The organism is Chloroflexota bacterium (assembly GCA_011322445.1).
GTDB lineage: Bacteria > Chloroflexota > Anaerolineae > Anaerolineales > DRMV01 > DRMV01.
The window spans coordinates 1-20,012 of the sequence record DRMV01000049.1; the positions used below are offsets into that span (position 1 = coordinate 1).

The 20,012-nt window shown below is 62.2% G+C and carries 19 protein-coding genes; 9 read left to right on the forward strand and 10 right to left on the reverse strand.

The genetic code is table 11. The annotated features are described in order from the left end of the window. Positions 1-161: 161 nt before the first annotated feature. The 7 genes from ENJ54_11285 to ENJ54_11315 all read left to right on the forward strand — a co-directional run bounded on the left by ENJ54_11285 (position 162) and on the right by ENJ54_11315 (position 5,416). Positions 162-1,226 carry a M42 family peptidase gene (locus tag ENJ54_11285; protein ID HFC10417.1) on the forward strand — a complete coding sequence of 355 codons (1,065 nt, stop codon included), beginning with the start codon at positions 162-164 and terminating at the stop codon, positions 1,224-1,226. A gap of 3 nt (positions 1,227-1,229) precedes the next feature. Beyond that, positions 1,230-1,547 (forward strand): antibiotic biosynthesis monooxygenase, encoded by a 318-nt coding sequence (locus ENJ54_11290; protein ID HFC10418.1) that lies wholly within the window; start codon positions 1,230-1,232, stop codon positions 1,545-1,547. Continuing rightward, positions 1,441-2,181 (forward strand): hypothetical protein, encoded by a 741-nt coding sequence (locus ENJ54_11295; GenBank protein HFC10419.1) that lies wholly within the window; start codon positions 1,441-1,443, stop codon positions 2,179-2,181. Before ENJ54_11290 ends, ENJ54_11295 begins: the two co-directional genes overlap by 107 nt. A 320-nt stretch (positions 2,182-2,501) precedes the next feature. Continuing rightward, positions 2,502-3,584, forward strand: a complete 1,083-nt coding sequence (locus ENJ54_11300) for a M42 family peptidase (protein HFC10420.1) — start codon at positions 2,502-2,504, stop codon at positions 3,582-3,584. Beyond that, a complete protein-coding gene (locus ENJ54_11305) occupies positions 3,577-3,996 on the forward strand; it encodes a nucleotidyltransferase domain-containing protein (GenBank protein HFC10421.1) in 420 nt (139 codons plus the stop codon). The genes ENJ54_11300 and ENJ54_11305 overlap by 8 nt, the downstream gene beginning before the upstream one ends. Beyond that, positions 3,983-4,396 carry a DUF86 domain-containing protein gene (locus tag ENJ54_11310; GenBank protein HFC10422.1) on the forward strand — a complete coding sequence of 138 codons (414 nt, stop codon included), beginning with the start codon at positions 3,983-3,985 and terminating at the stop codon, positions 4,394-4,396. Before ENJ54_11305 ends, ENJ54_11310 begins: the two co-directional genes overlap by 14 nt. A gap of 30 nt (positions 4,397-4,426) precedes the next feature. After that, a complete protein-coding gene (locus ENJ54_11315) occupies positions 4,427-5,416 on the forward strand; it encodes a M42 family peptidase (protein ID HFC10423.1) in 990 nt (329 codons plus the stop codon). Between the two features lie 154 nt (positions 5,417-5,570). Here the strand turns inward: ENJ54_11315 and cydB are convergent, their stop codons facing one another. The 3 genes from cydB to ENJ54_11330 form a co-directional block, all read right to left on the reverse strand. After that, the gene (gene cydB, locus ENJ54_11320) at positions 5,571-6,584 is read right to left on the reverse strand and encodes a cytochrome d ubiquinol oxidase subunit II (GenBank protein HFC10424.1); all 1,014 of its coding nucleotides are present in this window, start codon (positions 6,582-6,584) and stop codon (positions 5,571-5,573) included. Positions 6,585-6,617: 33 nt separating this feature from the next. Next, complete coding sequence (locus ENJ54_11325; GenBank protein HFC10425.1) at positions 6,618-7,982, reverse strand: cytochrome ubiquinol oxidase subunit I; 1,365 nt, start codon at positions 7,980-7,982, stop codon at positions 6,618-6,620. Between the two features lie 117 nt (positions 7,983-8,099). Next, positions 8,100-8,543 (reverse strand): Rrf2 family transcriptional regulator, encoded by a 444-nt coding sequence (locus tag ENJ54_11330; protein HFC10426.1) that lies wholly within the window; start codon positions 8,541-8,543, stop codon positions 8,100-8,102. 185 nt (positions 8,544-8,728) lie between these two features. Between ENJ54_11330 and ENJ54_11335 the strand changes: the two genes are divergently transcribed. Next, on the forward strand, positions 8,729-10,006 hold the full coding sequence (locus tag ENJ54_11335) for an extracellular solute-binding protein (GenBank protein ID HFC10427.1): 1,278 nt from the start codon (positions 8,729-8,731) through the stop codon (positions 10,004-10,006). 25 nt (positions 10,007-10,031) lie between these two features. Beyond that, positions 10,032-10,643: a hypothetical protein gene (locus tag ENJ54_11340; GenBank protein HFC10428.1), complete on the forward strand. Its 612-nt coding sequence runs from the start codon at positions 10,032-10,034 to the stop codon at positions 10,641-10,643. A gap of 178 nt (positions 10,644-10,821) precedes the next feature. On the opposite strand, the gene ENJ54_11345 is transcribed toward ENJ54_11340, so the two are convergent. The 7 genes from ENJ54_11345 to ENJ54_11375 all read right to left on the reverse strand — a co-directional run bounded on the left by ENJ54_11345 (position 10,822) and on the right by ENJ54_11375 (position 19,911). Beyond that, positions 10,822-12,345: an ATP-binding protein gene (locus ENJ54_11345; GenBank protein HFC10429.1), complete on the reverse strand. Its 1,524-nt coding sequence runs from the start codon at positions 12,343-12,345 to the stop codon at positions 10,822-10,824. A gap of 62 nt (positions 12,346-12,407) precedes the next feature. Next, on the reverse strand, positions 12,408-12,725 hold the full coding sequence (locus tag ENJ54_11350; protein ID HFC10430.1) for a DNA polymerase III subunit beta: 318 nt from the start codon (positions 12,723-12,725) through the stop codon (positions 12,408-12,410). A 38-nt stretch (positions 12,726-12,763) separates the two neighbouring features. Next, the gene (gene polA / locus ENJ54_11355) at positions 12,764-15,580 is read right to left on the reverse strand and encodes a DNA polymerase I (protein HFC10431.1); all 2,817 of its coding nucleotides are present in this window, start codon (positions 15,578-15,580) and stop codon (positions 12,764-12,766) included. A 70-nt stretch (positions 15,581-15,650) separates the two neighbouring features. Then, positions 15,651-17,201, reverse strand: coding sequence for an IS200/IS605 family transposase (gene tnpA / locus ENJ54_11360; protein ID HFC10432.1), 1,551 nt, complete (start codon positions 17,199-17,201; stop codon positions 15,651-15,653). Continuing rightward, the gene (locus ENJ54_11365) at positions 17,198-17,377 is read right to left on the reverse strand and encodes a hypothetical protein (protein ID HFC10433.1); all 180 of its coding nucleotides are present in this window, start codon (positions 17,375-17,377) and stop codon (positions 17,198-17,200) included. The genes tnpA and ENJ54_11365 overlap by 4 nt, the downstream gene beginning before the upstream one ends. A gap of 30 nt (positions 17,378-17,407) precedes the next feature. After that, positions 17,408-18,688 (reverse strand): AI-2E family transporter, encoded by a 1,281-nt coding sequence (locus tag ENJ54_11370; GenBank protein ID HFC10434.1) that lies wholly within the window; start codon positions 18,686-18,688, stop codon positions 17,408-17,410. A gap of 5 nt (positions 18,689-18,693) precedes the next feature. After that, positions 18,694-19,911, reverse strand: coding sequence for an AI-2E family transporter (locus ENJ54_11375; protein ID HFC10435.1), 1,218 nt, complete (start codon positions 19,909-19,911; stop codon positions 18,694-18,696). Positions 19,912-20,012 lie beyond the last annotated feature (101 nt).

A 20,012-nucleotide genomic window follows, 5' to 3' on the forward strand; every position in this document is an offset into this window, starting at 1 on the left:
ACACCCACTCCAACCCCCCCCAGCCCCACGCCGACCAACACCCCCACACCGGTGCCCCCCACGGCCACACCCACACCGACCAACACGCCAACGCCTGCACCGCCAACCGACACCCCCACCCCCGTACCCCCAACCGACACCCCTACCCCCTGAGGAACGCCATGCCCATCGACCTTTCCGAATTCCTCCCCGAACTGCTGCGCCAGCCTGGCCTTTCGGGCACCGAAGCGCCCGTGCGCGATTTCCTCGCCGCGCGCTGGCAGCCCCTCGCCGACGACCTGCTGGTTTCCCCCATTGGCACCCTGACCGCGCTGCGCCGCGGCAGCGCGCCCGAACCTCGCCCTCGCGTGCTCTTCGCCGCGCATATGGATACCATCGGCATGATGGTGAGCAAGGTGGAAGGCGAATTCCTGCACATTGCGCCCATCGGCGGCCTCGACCCGCGCGTGCTCCCCGGCCAGGCCGTCACCGTGTTTACAGAAGGCGGCGCGCTGCCCGGCCTGTTGGTGGCCCCGCCCGACCGCCTGCTGCCCCCCGAAATGCGCGGCAAGCCGGTGCCCCTCACCCACCTGTTGGTGGATACCGGCCTGAATGCCCGTCAGGTGGCGCGGCGCGTGCGCGTCGGCGACCGCGTGGCCTTTGCCCAGCCGCCCGAAATGCTGGGCGAGGAAACCATCATGGGGCCAGGGCTGGACAATCGGGCGTCGGTGGCCGCATTCACTTTAGCGCTGGAAGCCATGCAAGGCCGCACGCCCGCGTGGGATGTGTACTTCTCCGCCACGGTGCAGGAAGAGGAAACCCTGGGCGGCGCGCAGACCATTGCCTACGAACTGCGCCCCGATGTGGCCGTGGCCGTGGATGTCAGTTTTGCCACCGGCCCCGGCGTGGGCGAGGCCAAAGGTTTCCCCCTGGGCGAGGGCATTTTGCTGGGCTTTGGCCCTAACATTCACCCCAAAGTGCACGCGGCCGTCAAGGCCGTGGCCGAGCGTCTGGAAATCCCCTACCATGTGGAATACCTGCCCACGCATTCCGGCACCGACGCGATGGCATTGCAAGTCGCGGCTGCGGGCGCGGCCAGCATGGTGGTCAGCATCCCGCTGCGCTACATGCACACGCCGGTGGAAATGGTGTCGCTGAAAGACATCCGCCGCGCCGCCCGCCTGCTGGCCGAGTTTGCCCTCAGCCTCGCGGGCGAAGCCGAAAACCTCACCACCTGGGAAGCATGAACGATGATCATACGCATGTGGCACGGGCGCGTGCCAACCGAAAAAGCCGCGGCCTATCGCGCTTTTCTCAACGCGCGGGCCATTCCCGATTACCAATCAGTGCCCGGCAACCTGGGCGTGTACATTCTGGAACGCCCCGAAGGCGATGTGACCCACTTCATCACCCTGACCTATTGGGAAAGCCTGGACGCCATTCGCGCCTTCGCCGGCGAAGATGTGGAAAAAGCGAAGTATTACCCTGAAGACAAGGACTATTTGCTGGAGTTCGAGCCGCGAGTGGTGCATTATGAGGTGGTGGGGCGGGCCTCGCACGAAGGATAGCGGAATGCCTAACAGGTTGATCAGCGGCGAATGGGAAGCAGCTTTTCTTCACCTTTTCCACCAGGCTGAGGCGGAATTTGTCATGGTTTCCCCTTTCCTCGGGCGTGAGCCGGTGGAAGCCCTCCGTGATGCACTCTGCCGACGGGAACAAGGTGAGCGAATTCGCGTCCGTTGCGTTGTGAACTGTTCCTCGGACCATTTGCTGGACGGGAGTGTAGATAGCGAGGCGATGGCGTTGCTGGCAAAAGATTGCCCGCAGGCCGATATTTTCCACCTCGGTGGTTTACACGCCAAAGTGTACATTGCTGACCAAAAGACGGCATTGATTACCTCAGCAAATTTCACATGGAGCGGTTGGCGACGCAATCGTGAAGTCGGGGTCTGGCTGGAAGAACCCAATATGGTGCGTGAAGCGTATCAGTGGGTAAGTGCCATTCAGGAAATCAGCACGCCCCTGGAACCTGGAAGAGGAAGATTTAAGCCGATTAGTTCGGCTAAGTGGAGGGTTGGCAAAACAGCGACGCCACACACTTTCCAAAGAACAAAAGGCCAGTGCGGCCTCAATACAAGAAGTTCTGATACGGGCACGTTTGCGCTCTCTACAGGCGGCACGGCCAACAGGGAAGAACATTAGGCCATTCCCATCTTCCACGAGCGAAAACCGCATTTTTGCCTCAACCATTTTGTACCTGTTGCAGACACAAGGGCCTTTAACGACTCGGGAGCTGCATCCGCTTATTCAGGCATTACACCCTGAGCTTTGTGATGATACAGTGGAGCGAATTATCAACGGTGTGCACTTTGGTAAACGTTGGAAGCACATGGTTCGTAACGCACAGCAGTACCTCAAACGCACAGGGCAAATTAATTATGACCCACACACGCGAAAGTGGGCTGTAGCTCAACTTCCGCAGAACGATTGACCAACCCTGTTGCAGTAATAGATAAAATTTCTTGCAGGAGGCCACCTTGTCCTTGTCTGACTTTCCCCCCTTCGGCGCGCGCCAAACTCGCCTGCTGCAACGCCTCACCGAGGCTGTGGCGGTTTCCAGCGATGAGGGCGCGGTGCGCAAAATCGTGCTGGAACACGTCCGCCCGCTGGCCGATGAGGTGCGCGTGGACGCCCTCGGCAACGTCCTCGCGAGCAAGCGCGGCACGGCTTCCCGCCGCCTGCGGGTGATGGTTGCCGCGCACATGGACGAAATCGGCTTCATGCTCACCCACGACGAGGGCAAAGGGCTCTTTCGCTTCGGGAAGGTGGGCGGCATTGACACACGCAACATTTTGGGCAAGGCGGTGTGGGTCGGCCCGGAACGCATCCCCGGCGTGATTGGCATGACGCCCATCCACCTCACCACGCGGGAAAGCCGCCAGCGCGTGCCCGAGCTGGACACGCTACGCATCGACGTCGGCCCGGAAAACGCGGGCAAGGTCAAACCCGGCATGCGCGCCACCTTCGCCACGCCGTTCACCCGCACCGGCGCGAGCATCCGCGCCAAAGCCCTCGACGATCGCTTCGGCGTGGCCTTGTTGATTGAACTGCTGCGCCACGCGCCGGAAAATATCGACCTGCTGGCCGCCTTCACCGTGCAAGAGGAAGTCGGTCTGCGCGGGGCCAAAGTGGCCGCCTTTGCCCTGGAGCCCGACCTCGCCTTTGCGCTGGATTGCACCCACGCCCTCGACCTGCCCACCGACGACGGCGAACCCAACACCCGCTACAACACCCGCTTAGGCCACGGGCCGGCCATTTACATCGCGGACCGCGCCACCCTCTCCGACCCGCGGCTGATTCAGCACCTGGTGGAAACCGCAGAGGCTGAAGGGCTGCCCTACCAGTTCCGGCAGGCAGGCGGCGGGGCAACCGATGCAGGCGTCATCCACAAACAACGCGGCGGCATTCCCACCGTGTCGGTTTCCACCCCCGCGCGCTACTTGCATTCCCCGGCTTCCATCGCCCGCATAGACGACTGGAAGCACACTTTCTACCTTGTGCTGGCCGCTTTGCGGCGGCTGACGCCGGAGGTGGTGCGTGGATAAAACTGCCGAGGCTCTTGACCTGTTGGCGTTGTCAGCCGTCTTCCACCGCTACCCCGAAATTTTGGCGGTGTACCTTTTTGGCTCTTACGCCGATGGGACGGCGCGCGCCGACAGCGACATCGACCTTGGCATCCTGCCGCGCACGCCCGACTTCCACAACCGCCTGCTGGATTTACTCACCGACCTCACCAAAGCAGGTTTTGACCGCGTGGACATCGTTTTCTTAGACCAGGCCGACCTTACCACGCGCTACGAGATCGTTCGCCGCAACACTTTGCTCTACGCCGCGCCCGATTTTCACCACGGTGATTACTTCTCGCGCACCCTGCGGGAGTATTGGGATTTTGAGCCTTACCTGCGCGTTGCCCGGGAAGCGTACAAGGAGAGATTGCTCCATGATGGTACGCCGTGAAGTTATTCGCAAGCGGCTTCAGCGACTGGAAGAATACCTTCGGGTGCTTGAGACGCTTGCGGGTTATTCGGAAGCCGAGTTTTTGGCCTCTCCTGAGCGCTATGGCAGTGCAGAGCGCTTCTTGCAGCTTGCCATTGAAGCCACAATAGACATTGGTAACCACATCATTGCCGACTTGCAACTGGGACAGGTAGAGGTTTCCCGCGATGTGGCTTATTTGCTCGCGGACGCCGGCAAAATATCCCCTGAATTGCGAGAAACATGGACTCGGATGATAGGTTTCCGCAACATTCTGGTGCATGATTATCTGGACATTGACCGCCGCATTGTGTACGAGGTGCTACAAAACCACCTTGACGATTTGCGCCTGCTTATGCAGACCTTTGCTACTTTCCTGTAACCTCTTTCACCAACCATTCGCGAGGTAACGATGAAACAACTTTTGCAACAACTTACCCAAATCCCCGGCCCTTCGGGCTACGAGCACCAGATCCGCGATGCCATCCGCGATTTAGTGGCCGATTTTGCCGACGAAATCACCACCGACGCCCTGGGCAACCTCATCGTGCGCAAGGGCGCCAAAGGCCAGGGCAAGCGCATTATGCTGGCCGCGCACATGGACGAAATCGGCGTGATGGTTTCCCACATCGACGAAAACGGCTTTGCCCGCTTCGCGCCCATCGGCGGCGTGCGCCCGGCGTATTGCCTCGGCGGACGCGTGCGCTTCCTCAATGGCCGCGTCGGCATCATCAACCAGGAAAAGACCGCCGACCCCGCCAAAACGCCTTCTCTCGACCAGATGTTCATTGACCTGGGCGACACCGGCCACGGCATCCAGGTGGGCGACGTCGCGGCTTTCGACCGCACGTTCGAAGATTTGGGCGCCTGTGTAGTTTCCAAAGCCCTGGATGACCGCGTGGGTGTGGCTGTGCTGATTCGCACACTGCAAAACCTGAAGAGCACGCCCCACGAGGTCTATTTCGTCTTCAGCGTTCAGGAAGAAGTGGGCGTGCGCGGTGCGACCACCGCGGCTTTCCACATTGCGCCCGATGTAGGCATTGCGGTGGACGTCACCGGCTGGGGCGACACGCCCAAAGTGCCGCCGATGGTGGATGTAAAACTGGGAGCGGGCCCGGCCATCAAAATCCGCGACGGCGGCATGCTGGCCGACCCGCGGGTAGTGCACTGGATGATTGCCGCCGCGGAAAAGGCCAAAATCCCCTACCAGCGGGAAGTGCTGCTTTCCGGCAGCACCGACGCACGCGCCATTCAACTCAGCCGCGCCGGTGTGCCCGCGGGCACGATCTCCATCCCCTGCCGCTATGTGCACAGCCCCTCGGAGATGATCGACGTGCGCGATGCGGAAAACGCCGCCGCGCTCCTGGTGGCGCTGCTAAGCGAGAAGGAAATCGCGCTGTAACCCTGTGCACCTTGCCTTCCCCTTTCCCGCAAACGGCGTGCTCTGCCACTTCAACACTCGCGCTTCCACCCACGGTGCGCCAAAACAGGGCCAAAACAACAACGGCGGCCTCGCGATGAGGCCGCCGTTTTCCCTTCCGAGTCGATGAACACCATCAATAGGTCATCTCGTCCTTGGCGCTGATGCGCTGGCGGAAGGTGTAATAAGTCCACCCCTGGTAAACCAGCACAATCGGCACCAACACCAGCGCCACCACCGTCATGATTTTCAACGTCGCCGGGCTGGCCGAAGCGTTGTAAATCGTCAGGTTATAGGCAGGGTCGGTGCTGGAAGGCATCACATTGGGGTAAAGCGCAGCGAAGAAGCCCGCCGTCACACCCAAGATGGTCACGCCGCCAGCCCAGAAGGCCTTGAGCATGTCGCCTTTCTTGAGGAAGTAACCATCGAGCAACAGCGCAACCACTGCGATGCCCAGGAAGACCAGCGACAGCGTCAGATACTGGGCTTTGGAAAGCACTTCAGGGTAAGAGTAGAGCAAGAACAGCACGGCCACCACCAGCGTTGCCACCCACATGCGGTTGGCAATGCGCGCGGCCTGCTTTTCCAGCCCGTTGGTGAGTTTCAGCGCCAGGTAAGTTGCACCGTGCATCAAGAAGAGCACCACGAAGGTAATGCCGCCCAGCAGGGCATAGGGGTTGAGCAGGTTGAAAAACCCACCAGTGTAGTGCATGTTGGCGTCAATCGGCACACCACGCACAATGTTGGCAATGGCCACACCCCACAGCAGGGCAGGGAGCAGGCTGCCAATCCAGATCAACCAGTCCCACGTGCTGCGCCAGCTTTCGCTTTCCTCTTTACTGCGGAACTCGAAGCCCACACCACGGAAAATCAGCGCCAGCAGCATCAGCACGAGGGGAATATAGAACCCGCTGAAGAGCGTCGCGTACCACTGCGGGAAGGAGGCAAACAGCGCCCCACCAGCGGTAATCATCCACACTTCGTTGCCGTCCCAGAAGGGGCCAATCGTATTGAGGATGGCCCGGCGTTCCTCATCGCGCTTGCCGAGGAAGGGGAGCAACATCCCCACGCCGTAGTCGAAGCCTTCCAGGAAGAAGAAGCCAATAAACAGCACGGTAATCAAAATAAACCAAAGGGTCTTGAGATCCATGGCTAAACCTCCTAAGAAACGGAGCCGCGTGGCTTAGTCGGCCGCCGCGGGAGTTTGGGCCGGCGCAGCGTGCAGGTGCTTCACCACCAGTTTGACCCCTACATAGGTGAGCACGATATACACCACGCCCAGGCTCAACAGCGAAAAGAGCACTTCGCCACCGCTCACGACCGAGGCGGGCGACACACCATCTTTCGTCCTCAGCAAGCCGTATACCACCCACGGCTGGCGGCCAATTTCGGCCATCATCCACCCCGTCGTCGAGGCGAGGTAAGGCAACAAAATCGACCACACCATGACCTTGGCAAACCACGGCTTCTCAGCCATCGAAATGCCCTTGATGTTCAAATACCACAGGTAGAGCAACAGCAACAGCATCAAGCCCCCAGAATACACCATCAAGCGGAACGACCAATAAGTCACACCCACCGGCGGGATGTAATCGCCGGGGCCGTATTTGGCTTCCATCTTCTTTTGCACTTCGTCAATGCCTTCGACCTTGCTGTGGAAGTCCCCATACGAAAGGTAGCTCAAGAAAGCAGGAATGCGGATATCAAGGTGGTTGGTCTGCGTCTTTTCGTCAGGAATGGCGAAAAACGAGAAGTGCGCCGGCTGTTCGGAATGCCAGAGCGCCTCCGCGGCGGCCATCTTGGAAGGCTGCTCCCGCACGAGGAACTGCCCCTGGAAGTGCCCCACGGTCATCACCAGAATGACGCCGATGAGGCCGTAGATCGTCGCCCAGCGCACCGAGAGGTCCAGCATGGCTTTGTCGCCGCGCTTGATGAGGTAAAGGTAAGCGCTCAAGCCAATGACCACAAAAGCCGCCGTGGTCATGCCGGCAAAGAACACATGCGGGAACTGGTAGAGCACATTGGTGTTCGTCGCCACCTCGGCAAAATTCTTCATGATCACGCCGTGCTCCCCCATCGTGTAACCGGTCGGGCGCTGCATGAACGAATTGGCGATCAAAATCCAAATTGCAGAGAGGTTCGAGCCAATGGCCGTCAACCACAGCACCGTGGCATGCACCTTCGGCGAGAGCTTGTCCCACCCGAAAATCCACACACCGATGAAAGTAGATTCCAGGTAGAAAGCCAGCAAGGCTTCCACAGCCAACGGCGCGCCGAAGATGTCGCCCATGAAGCGGGCGTACTCCGACCAGTTCAGGCCAAACTGGAATTCCTGAACAATGCCGGAAACCACGCCCAGGGCAAAGTTAATCAGAAACACCTTGCCCCAAAACTTCACGGCATCCCGGTACACCTCTTTCCCCGTCCGCACGTAGGCGGTTTCCATAATCGCCAGCAGAATGGAAATGCCCAACGTCAACGGTACGAAGAAGAAGTGAATGATGGTGAGGATGGCAAACTGCCACCGAGCCAAAGCAAGTGGGTTCATCTGAAACCTCCTAACGATGCCAGGATGTGGGCGCCACCACACGCCCAAAAGAGAGATAGAAGGTGCTCCTCACACAAACGGCGTCCGTGTGGCCCGCACGGCCAACGCCGAACCACCCTACTCCAACAACGCGGCAACCCGCTGAGGGACCCCCTGGCTCTCGCGCGCCAGCTGAGCGATGCTCACACCGCCCAGTTCTTTCCGAATCAACGCGCGCAAACGCGCCCAGCGCTTTCGCACCGGGCAATCCTCACTCAACGGGCAAAAGTCGGGGTCATCAATACACGGCGAAATTTCTACAGGCTCTTCACATGCTTCGACCACATCCAGCAGGCTGATTTCCTCAGCCGGCTTCGCCAACCACACGCCCCCCTTGCTGCCCCGCCGTGAGACAATCAGCCCGGCATGGGTCAGGTCTGCCACAATCCGCTTGACAAACGGCAAGGGGATAAGCATCTCATCTACCACTTCCTGAACCACTCGCGGGCCTTCATCCTGATGCATGGCTAAACTAATCAACACCCGTACAGCATAATCAGTTCGTCGGCTAATGCGTAACATAATTGTAGGTATCCTTTCCTCAAAGTAGCCTCAAACGGGCAATCTCATCCGGCCTTAATGTTACCACAGATGTAAACTTCTCGCCAGTAGGGAACCCCCATTTTTCCAAAATTCCTCCTCTCTCGCACCACCCTTCCCCTTGGTATAATGCATTCCCGTCCAAAATTTCCCCAAGCCGGTGCCTTATGCGAGCATTCAAAATTTTTGCCCTTCTTTTCGCCACGCTGGCCCTGGTCGCCGCAGGCTGCACAACCCGCCCCGCTCCCCAGGCCACGCCCACGGCCACCAGCCTCGCCACACCCACAGCCACTCCCACACCCGCCGCCCCTCCCACCCATTTACGGGTGTGGTTGCCGCCATCCCTGGCGCCCGATGCTTCCCCCCACGCTGCCGACCTGCTGAACACGCGCCTGCAGGCCTTTGCCGCTGCGCACAACATCACCATCGAAGTGCGCGTCAAGCCCCTCAATGGTCCGGCAGCCATGCTCACCACCCTCAACGCCACCCGCACCGTCGCCCCCGACGCCGTACCCGACATCGTGCTCATGCCGCGCACCCTCCTGGAAGCCGCAGCCGTCAAAGGGCTGGCCTTCCCCCTGCCCGAAGCCGCGTTCACCACCCCCCTCAGCGCCGACGATTGGTTCCCCTACGCCCAGCACCTCGCCACCCTGCAAGGCGTGACCTACGGCGTTCCCTTCGCTGGCGATGCCTTTGGCCTGGTCTACCACCCCAAAGCCTTCCCCGAGCCCCCAAAAACATGGGAAGCCTGGTTACAAGCCCCTCAAGCGTGGGTGCTCCCCCTGGGTGACCCCCAGGCCTACGCTCTGCTGGCGCTCTATCGCGCGGCAGGCGGCGCGTGGGAAGACAAGACCGGCCGCCCCTCTCTTGACAAAGACACCTTGGCCGCCGTGCTCACACTGTTACAGGAAGCCCAGAGCAAACACCTCTTGAGCAATGCCCTGCTGGAAATCACCGACGACCACATGCTCTGGGCGCGTTATCAAGGGGAGGCCCAGGCCCTGCTACTGACCCGCATCTCACACCTGTTGCCAGGGCCCGACCCGCGGCGCATGGCCCCCATCCCCGCGGGGGAAAACGGCAAACCTGTGGCTTTCAGCGATGGCCTGCTCTGGGCACTGACCACCCCCGACCCCAACCGCCAAACCCTCGCCGTGGCGCTGCTCGCCGACCTGGGCACGCCCGATTTCGTCGCCCAGTGGACGGAAGCCGCCGGCTACCTGCCGCCGCGGCAGTCTGCGCTGGAAAAATGGGAAAACCCGGAGCATCGCGCCCTCGTCAAAGGCATCCTCCCCGTGCTGCAACCCGCACCGCCGCCGGAAGTGTTGACCGTGCTGGGGCCGCTGGTGCACCAGGCCGCCGCTCAGGTGCTGACCGGCAAACAGTCCCCCGCCTCGGCTGCCCAATGGGCCGTGAGCACGCTGAACGGGCAGGGCGGCGGGTAAGCCACGCTTTGCACGGAGGTGAAAGATGCCTGCCTGGCTTGAACCTATTCTCTCCATTATCACCATCACCGCTGCGTTCTTCCTGATAGCATGGTTTGTTGCCCGTGACACCCTTTCTCGCGGGGCGCGGATTGTAGGCTGGGCCAGCGTGACGATTGCAGCCGCGAGTTTTCTTTGGTCGTTGTGGGTGGAAAGCCTTGCCCCTTACCTTCACAAAGGGCACATGAACGCCGCTATCCTCACGGTGGCTCAGGTGCTCGTGGCGTTGCTGGCGTTGGCGTTCACGGTGGCAGGGGCGGTGAAGTTCCTGCGGGCATGGGCCAGCATGGGATGGGTTGTGAAGCATGGAGCGCAGCATTTTCTGAAAAACTCCCCCGAATTTCAGAAAATCCGAGAAACGCCCACCGCAGCCGAACGCTGGCGGATGGCCTTTGCACTCATCGGGCGGCTGCTGGCGCTGCCGGGCCTGTGGTGGGTGCCCACAGGCGTAGGCGTGATGGTGCTGGGTTTTCAGTACCTGGACCCGGAATTTGCGCCCGACCCGCAGGTGGTCAACGTCGGGATTGGCTTTCTTGCTGTGGGGTTGGTGCTGCTGGTGTGGCGGCTGCTGGTCCCCGAAACGACCTCTGCGAACTGAACTAAAATTCGTAACTGTTCAGCCTCGGCAAGGAGAAACCGCAGATTTCGCAGATTCCGCAGGAAAAAATCCACCGATCTCACAGATTGAGGTTGAGAAACGCCGCCCGTTTCTGTCCCTTGGCGCCCTTGGCGTCACCTCTTTGCGCCTTGGCGTTAACTTCTTGGCGCCCTTGGCGTTAAAACTCAAACAACCGGGGGCGATATTGCAGCGCCTCGGCAATGTGCTGGGGCAGGATGGCTTCGCTGGCTTCCAGATCGGCAATGGTGCGAGCAACCTTGAGCACACGGTGGTACCCCCGCGCCGAAAGCGCCATTTGCTGCATGGCGTGTTTGAGCAGGTTTTGCCCGGTTTCGTCCACCCGGCAAAAGCGGCGGATTTCCGCGGGGCCCATATCGGCGTTGCTTTGCTTGCCCACGGAAGCCAGCCGCTGCCGTTGCCGCGCGCGGGCGGCTTCCACCCGCTGCTGGATGGCTTCCGAAGGCTCGCCGCGGCGGTCGGCGCTCAGTTTTTCGTAATCCACCCGCGGTACCTCAATGTGAATGTCAATGCGGTCGAGCAGCGGCCCCGAAATGCGCTTGCGGTAGCGGGCGATTTCCCCCGTGGAGCAGGTGCAAGCGCGCACCGGGTCGCCGTAGTAGCCGCACGGGCAGGGGTTCATGGCCGCGACCAGCATGAAGTTGGCGGGAAAGGTGAGGGTGCCCTGGGCGCGGCTGATGGTCACGATGTGGTCCTCCAGGGGCTGGCGGAGCACTTCCAGCACCCGGCGGTCGAATTCCGGCAGTTCGTCGAGGAAGAGCACGCCGCGGTGGGCTAAGGAAACCTCGCCCGGGTGGGGAATGTTGCCGCCGCCCACCAACCCGGCGTGGGAAATGGTGTGGTGGGGGGCGCGGAATGGCCGCTGGGTGACCAGGGGCGTTTCGGCGGGCAGCAGGTCGGCGACGGAGTAGATGCGGGTGACATCCAGCGCCTCGTCAATGGTCAGGCGGGGCAAAATGCCGGGGAGCGCACGCGCCAGCAGGGTTTTGCCGGACCCCGGCGGCCCCATCATCAGCAGGTTGTGCCCGCCCGCGGCGGCGACTTCCAGCGCCCGCTTGGCGTGTTCCTGCCCCTTGATTTCGCTGAAATCCACCAGCCCCTGCGCGGGCGGCAGGTCGGTGAGGTGGATGGGCGGCTGAGGGGCGATGGGCTGGCCACCGGTAAGGTGATCTACCAGCGCGGCGAGGGACGCCACGGGGAAAACTTCGATTTCGGGGATGAGCGCGGCCTCGGCGGCATCGGCCGCGGGCACGAACAGCCGCCGGAAGCCGTGTTCGCGCGCCGCGGCGGCAATGGGCAGTACCCCACGGACGTGCCGCACCGTGCCCTCCAGCGAGAGTTCGCCGACCACGAGGGCATCGTCCAACGCGCCGGGCGGCAGGTGGCCGTCGGCGGCCAACACGCCGAGGGCGATGGGCAGGTCGTACATCGTGCCCACCTTGCGCACCGAAGCAGGGGCCAGGTTGATGGTCAGGCGGCGGCGCGGCATGGCAAAGCCGCTGTTGCGCAGCGCAGCCTGTACCCGCTCGCGGCTTTCCTGCACCGCGGCGTCGGGCAGCCCCACGATGACCATCGCGGGCATCCCGCGGGCGGTGTCCACTTCAACTTCCACAATGACGCCGTCTAACCCCACGACGGCACAGGAAAAGATGCGGGAGAGCATGGGAGGAATAAGGGAATGAGGAGTTTAAGGAATTAGGGATGCGGGATTAGGGCGGGGTTTCCTCATGCGATTTCCACTGCCTCATCCAAAATTCTCTTTCCGATACGGGGCTTCAAGGCACTTTGCATGACCAAATCCACTTTGACGCCTAAGGCGTCGGAAATCTCGTATTCCATCGCCATGAATTGAAGCAGCGAGGGCGGTTGGTCAAATGTAACCAGTAAATCCAGATCGCTAAGGCGGTCGGCTTCACCGCGCACGTAGGAGCCGAAAACCGCCAATGATTGGACGTGATATTGCTCACGCAACTGCGGGAGCATTTCGCGAAGCCGCGCTCGAATTTCAGTAAGGGTCAAGGATTGTTGCCGTTGCTCGCTCATATTTCCATTATACAGGAAACCCTGCATTGTGCTGCCCTTTACTGCTCCCCTTTCCACCCCTCCATCTCATCCCAATTCTTCCCCACCTTCGCATCTGTCACTAACGGCACGGCGAGGCGGTAGGCGTTCCCCATTTCGCTTTGCACCGCGCGGGCGACGTCGCTCAGGGCGTCCTCCGGCACTTCCAGCATCAGTTCGTCATGCACCTGCAGCAGCATTTTGGCGGGCAGGCCGTCACGCTTCAGCCGCTCGGCCACCCGCAGCATGGCCAGTTTCATGATGTCCGCCGCGGTGCCCTGGATGGGCGCGTTGATGGCTTCCCGCTCGGCACGCAGGCGGGCGTTGCGGTTGGCCGGCTTTTGCAATTCGGGGAAGTAGCGCCGCCGCCCTAACAGCGTTTCCACATAGCCCTGTTCAGCGGCTTTGCGGCGGGTTTCTTCAATGTAGCGCTTTACGCCGGGGAAGCGCTTGAAGTAGGCTTCCACGAAGTTTTCGGCTTCGGCTAAGGTGAGGTCGGTGGTGCGGGTGAGACCGAAGGGGCTCATGCCGTAAATCAGGCCAAAGTTGATGGCCTTGGCGTGGCGGCGCATCTGCGGGGTGACGGCTTCCAGCGGCACGCCGTAGATGGCCGCCGCGGTCGCAGCGTGGATGTCTTGCCCGGCCTGGAAGGCGGCAATCATGGCCTCGTCGCCCGAAATGTGTGCCACGATGCGCAGTTCCACCTGGGAATAGTCCACCGAAAGCAGCAGGTGACCTTCGGGTGCGACGAAAGCCCGCCGCACCCGCCGCCCCACCGGCGTGCGCACGGGGATGTTCTGCAGGTTGGGGTCGGAAGACGCAATCCGCCCGGTGACGGTGCCGGTCTGGTTGTAGGAGGTGTGCACCCGTCCGGTTTCAGGGTTGACCTGCTGGGGCAAGGCGTCCACATAGGTGGATTTGATTTTCGCCAGTTCGCGGTGTTCCAGCACCCAATCCACCACCGGGTGCTGGCCGCGCAGGGCTTCCAGCACGCTGGCCGAGGTGGAATAGTGGCCGCTCTTGGTCTTGCGGGTGCGGTCGGGCGGCTCCAGCCCCAGAGTTTCAAACAAAATTTTGGAAAGTTGCTGGGTGGAGTTGATGTTGAAACGCTGCCCCACGGCCTGGTAAATTTTCTCTTCCAGCGCGTGCAACTGGTCGGCGAGTTCCTGCGACATGCGGGCGAGGAAATCGGTATCCACCAGAATGCCGTTCATCTCCATGCGCGCCAGCACGGGCACTAAGGGCATCTCAATTTCCCGGAACAGCCGCCAGCCGTTGCGCTCGCGGACGTCGGCTTCCAGCAGGGGCATCAGGCGCAGGGTCATCACCGCATCGGCGGCGGCGTAGGGCGCGGCCTTTGCCACCGGCACCTCGGCCATGCTGATTTGCTTCTTGCCTTTGCCGATGAGTTCGCTGATGTCGGTCATTTCCACACCGAGGCGCGTCCAGGCCAGGTTTTTCAGCCCCAAATTGTGGGAAGCCGGGTCGCGCACCCACTCGGCAATCATGGTGTCGAAGGCGGGCGTGCTCATGGGCAGGCCGTGGCGTGCCAGAATCACCAGGTCGTATTTGATGTTGTGCCCCACCTTCGCCACCTGCGGGTCGGCCAGGAAGGGGGCGAGGGCGGCGCGCACGGTTTCCCACGGCAGTTGGGCTTCGCCGGTGCGGTGGCCGATGGGAATGTAGAAACCTTCGCCCTCATCCACCGCGAGGGAAACGCCCACCAGGTCGGCGCGCATTTTGTCGGTGGCGGTGGTTTCGGTGTCGATGGCAATGGTGCGGGCGGCCTTCAGGCGGCGGGTGAGGGCTTGCAATGCTTCCGGGGAAGCCACCACGGTGGTGCGGAAGCCCAAATCGGGCGCGAGGGAAACCGGCGAAGGCGTGCCCGCGGCGGCCTGCCCGCCGAAGAGGGGAAGTTGCTGGGGTTCGGCGCTTTCCCCGCTCGCGGCCTGCTGCCATTCCCGCAGGCGTTTGAGCAGCGAGCGGAATTCCAGTTCGCGGAACAGGGCTTCCACCCCGCCTACCGCGTCGGGACGCGGCACGGCCTGCGCCAGATCCACCTGCACGTTCAGGTCGGTGCGGATGCGCGCCAGGTCGCGGCTCAGGTAGGCGTTGTCGCGGTCGGCTTCCAGTTTGCGGCGGATGCCGGGGGAAAGTTCGTCCAGGTGGGCGTAGATGCCGTCCAGGGTGTCGTATTTTTGCAGCAGTTTGGCCGCGGTCTTCTCGCCGATGCCGCGCACGCCGGGGATGTTGTCGGATTTGTCGCCCACCAGTGCCTTGAAATCCACAATCTGGTCGGGGCGCACGCCGTATTTGGCTTTCACCTTTTCGGGGGTGTAGTCGGTGCTGTCGGAAAGTTGGCGGCCAGGGAGGGAAACGATGATGCGGTCGTCGACCAGTTGCAGCAGGTCACGGTCGCCGGTAACGATTTTCACCCCCATGCCCTCGTTTTTGGCGAGACGTTTGGCCGCGCTGCCCAGCACATCGTCGGCTTCGTAGCCTTCCATTTCGAGGCGGGGAAAGCCAAAGGCGTCCACCAGTTGGCGGATGCGCGCCATCTGGGGCACCAGGTCTTCGGGCATTTTAGCGCGGGTGGCCTTGTATTCGGGGTAGATGTCGTCGCGGAAGGTGCGGCCGACATCGAAGGCCACGGCGAGGTAGTCGGGGCGGTCGGCTTCCAGCAAACGCAGCAGGATGCTGGCGAAGCCGTACACCGCGGCGGTGGGTTCGCCGGCGGACGTGCGCCAGCGGTCGCCGCCGGTGCCGCCCGCGGTGAGAGCAAAGTAGGCACGGTAGGCCAGGGCGTGGCCGTCGAGGAGGTAAATGGTGGGGGGCATAAGCGTCAGGAATTGCGAGTTAGGGAATTAGGAATGGCGGACGGGGCAGAAGTCAGGAAGTTAGGGGAAGTTAGGGAGTTAAGCCCTGGTGGCGGCGGGCGGCAGCGATGAAGGCCGCGATCGTATCGGCGGGGATGGGACGGTTTTGGCTCAGCAGCAGGTAGCCGGGGGCCCAAAAATCGCCGCTGATGTTGAGTTCGGCCAGGCGGGGGTAGGTCGCGAAAATGCGGCGGGAGGTTTCCCTGCGCACGGTGCGCAGCACTTCGGCAGGGGAGGTTTCGGGCGGGGTTTGCGCTATCCACTGCAGGTGATCGGCGCGCACAGCCAGATGCACCAACCGCCATCCCATCGCGGTAGCAATTTGCGGTAACCACTGACTCAGGTCACGCGCGAGGTCGCCGGCCAAGTGGTGCTGCGGAAAGCGGGGAATGAGCACGCAGGCATAGGCCACCGCAGCGTGAATGGGCAAAGCGGCTGGCAGGGTGGCTTCCGGCGGATCGGAAGGCTGCGGCTGCAAAGGCGACGAAGCAGCAGGGAGGGGGGCTTCAGCCACTTCCACCCCGGGCGTCACAGGGGCCACAGCATCCTGAGGAGCAGGCGGCGCAGCGGGCGGCGGCGGTGTTGGCGGCTCTGGCGGGGGCACCTCATCGAAGAGCGGCTCGTAGGCTTCGGGCGGCAAGTCGCCCCCCACCGCTTCAGCCGGGGCCGATTCGGCAGCCGGGACCACTGTGCTTTCCGCGGGCGGCGCAGCCACCAGAGGCTCATCAGGCAACGGCAGTGCATCTTCCGGCAGGGGGAGCGGTTCAAGGGGGCGCGCGGGCGGGGCTTCCGATGAAGCAGGGGTTTCGGTTTCTCCCGGCGGGCGGTCGCGGGTCAATGCCTCGGCCAGGTGCCCGGCCTGGGCACGGATGCGGCTAAAGGGCACGCGCACATCGAAAAGCATCGCCAAGACCAAATCGGCGGTCACGCCGGTGGCATAAAGCAGATAGTCTTGCTGCACCGCTTCCAGCCGCAAGAAGCGGACGAAATCCACCCCTTCCCCGGCCTCCCAATAATGGGCCGCGAGGCGGGCCAATTCTTCGGCCGCGGGCTGGGGCAGTTCACCCGCATAAGCCCATAACTGCCCGTCGGTCGTCACCAGGGCGGCAGCCTGGGCCGCGGTTTCCAGGCTCAGGCGGGTGAGGTACTGCGCCGCCATCGCTACATCGCTCAGCCACGGCGGACGCGGCGGCAGCGCACGAGCAGGCGGCGCAGCGGGCAGGGGGGCGGCCTCGCCAAACCACCCTGCCACCGCAGCGAGGAAATCGGGCAGGTAGAACGGCTTGGGAAGGGTCAAATCGGGGGCCAGCGCCGCCAAAGCAGGGGGGACAGTCGCTTCAGGGGCCAACAGCACCACCCGCAGGTCAGCATTGCGCTGCCGGAAGGCATCTGCACACGCGAGCACCTGCTCGGGTGGTGCCACATCGCCATCCACCACCAGCAGGGCCGGGGCTTCCTCCGCGGGGGTTGCCTCTACCGGAATCTCGCTCAGCACCGTCGCTTCCACACCTCGCGAGGCCAACGACTCCCGCAGGAGTTCGCCCAGCCCCGCTTGAGGCGTGAACACCACCGCACGCGTCATTTTAGCGCTTTCATCAGCGAAAGAAACTCTTTCCACTCTTCGGCAAAAAAGTGGACGGTCAGCGCGCCGAGTTCCAGATGATAGGTCACCTCGCCGTCCGGCTCTTCGGCCTTCCACACGAGGTAGTTCTTGGTCTCGGCCAGCACTTCGGTTTGAGGTTCGGGGAATTCACTCATCGTAGCCTCACAGGAAAAAGATAATCCGCATCACGAGCGAGCGCGGCGCAAACGGCGATAAAGCCGCCGCAACCATCCCACCAGCCCGCCCGTCAGCGAGTAAGGGGGCACCGTGTGCCAATCAGCCCACGGGTCCTGGTCGAACATTTTACGCATAATGTAATGCCCAAACAAGCGCAAGGAAGCCAGCGTCGGGGCGGCAAAAAGCAGGCCCAACACGCCAAACAGTTTCGCGCCCACCAAAGCCGTGACCAGCACCGCAGCCGGATGCACCCCCAGCGCCTCGCCAAGAATGCGGGGCGTGACGAAATTGTCAATAATGTTATCGCCCACGAACATACCGCCCACCGTGACCAGCGCCATTTGCCACGGCTGCAAGCCCCACGCCGCGGAGGGCTGGAACAAAATCACCAGGGCGGTAATGGTGTAAAGCACAAAGGGGCCAACATACGGCACGAAGCGCGCGATGGCCGCCAGCGAAGCCAGCACCAGGGTCATGGGGGCACCGACCACCGTCAACCACACCCACGCCCACACCATCGCAATCACTGCCACGGTCAACTGGCCGCGCAGGAAGGCATTCCAAATACGCCCGAGTTCTTTGCCCATGCGTTCCAGGTCGTGCTGATAACCCGGAATGCGGATGGTCACCAGGTTGGAAGACACCCGCCCCGATTCGGCCAGGAGGAAATACGAAGTCAGCCAGATGAAGGCCAGCCAACCCAACACCTGCAAGGTGGAAGCCGCCAGCCGGCTGACCAGCGTGCCCAATTGGCCGATGAGAGGCTGCACCGAGGTGAGCAGTTGCTGGTTGAGGGCATTGAAATCGTATTGGCGGAAATCGAGCACCCAGGGGCCGAAGGTGTAGGCATGGGTAGAAAGATATTGCAGCCAATGCGGCAGGTCGGTGAGCAGGAAATCTTGCACCACGCCATAAAGCCCTTCGGCCTGCTGCACCAGGGCAAACCCGCCCGCCGCCAGCAGCGCCAGCACCACCGCGGCCAGGAAAAGGTACACTACCGCCACCGCCGTGCGCCAGGAAACGCGCGTCCAGCGCGCGAGCATCGCCGCGAGGGGGTGCATCAGATAAGCCAGCATCAACGCCAGCACCAACGGGCCGATGAAATCGCGAAAGGCAATCAGCAAAGCCGCCAGGGCTGCAAACACACTCACCCCCACCACGATTTTGGTGGCAGGGCTCCACGGCGGCGAAGTGGGTGCGGGCGAAGGCTGCGTGGGCGCGGGCGAAGCAGCCGGCGCAGGCTCAGGTGCAGAGGGAGGCTGGGGGGCGGAGGAGTTCGCAGGGCTCATGGCATTCAACGGCGGCGCACGGGGCGGCGGTTTCGCCTCACGCGCCAGTTCAGGCGGCGCAAGACAGGCGTTTTCTGCCACCAGTGGGGGTCAGGTGCGGGCAACGGCTCGGAAACTTGCCCCGGGAAGGGATCGGCATCGATCAGATTGGCATAGACATACCGCCCCAACACCCGCAGCGAGGCGATGGTGGGGGCTGCCAAAGCAATGCCCAACACACCGCCGATGACCGCCCCCGCCACAATACCCAAAATGACCACCAACGGATGCAGCCGCACCCGCCGCCCGATGATGCGCGGAATGAGATAATTGGTATCTAACTGATCGAACAACACGTGCAACGCCGCAACCAGCAGCGCGAAAGCCCAATGGGGCATAGGCCACCATGTCGAACCAAAAAAGAAGGCTAACGTCGCCGCAATCGTCAGCCAGATGCCGTGCCCAATGCTGGGAAGGAACTCCAGCAGGCCCGCCAGCAAACCCATCGGCAACGCTCCCGGCAGGCCGATGATCAGCGCGAGGGTCGTGATGATGACCGTAACCACCAATGCCAGGGTGACCTGCCCTCGAAAAAAGGCCGACCATACCGCACCAATTTCCTCACGCAGGCGAATGTAATCGGCCAGGTAAGGCTGCGGCACCAGGCTTTCCATGTAAGCGCGCAACTGAGCGGCGTCTTTCACCAGGTAAAACGAAATCACCAGGATGAAGCCCGACCAGCCCAAAGTTGCCAGCACCCCCACGGCCACGTTCAACCCCTGCCCCAGCACCACCTGCGCCATGCTCTGCCAGGCGCCCTGCATCTGGGCAATCAGGGTCGTGCCGTCAACCGTGTGACCAAAAAAGGAAAGCGGCCGATTGAGGGCTTGCGTCGCCAGCGTCACCAGCGCTTCCAGTTTTGCGTTGAGCGCGGTGGCCTGGGAAGCCAGCAAAGGCACACCCACGGCCAGCAGCGCCGCCACCACCCCCAACAACAGCAAATAAACCAGCGCCGTCGCCCACCCCCGCCCCAAGGGTGTGCGCTGCTCAAGCCAACGCACCAGCGGTGAGATGACATAGGCCAACACCACCGCCAGCACCAACGGCGGGATGACCTCGCTGAAGCGGAAAAGCAGATAAACGGCAAAGGCCAGCAACACCATGCTGACCGTCCATTTGGTATGCGCGCTCCAGCGCGGCCTGGAACGAGGTGTTGTCGATTGCCGATGTCCAAATGCGGGCATGAAACGACCTCTCTAAAATCAGCAGCCCAGCCGATACTCTACCCCTTGGGGCGTCACACCGTCTATGTTGCCTTCATTATAGCATGAGTAAGCCCACCCAC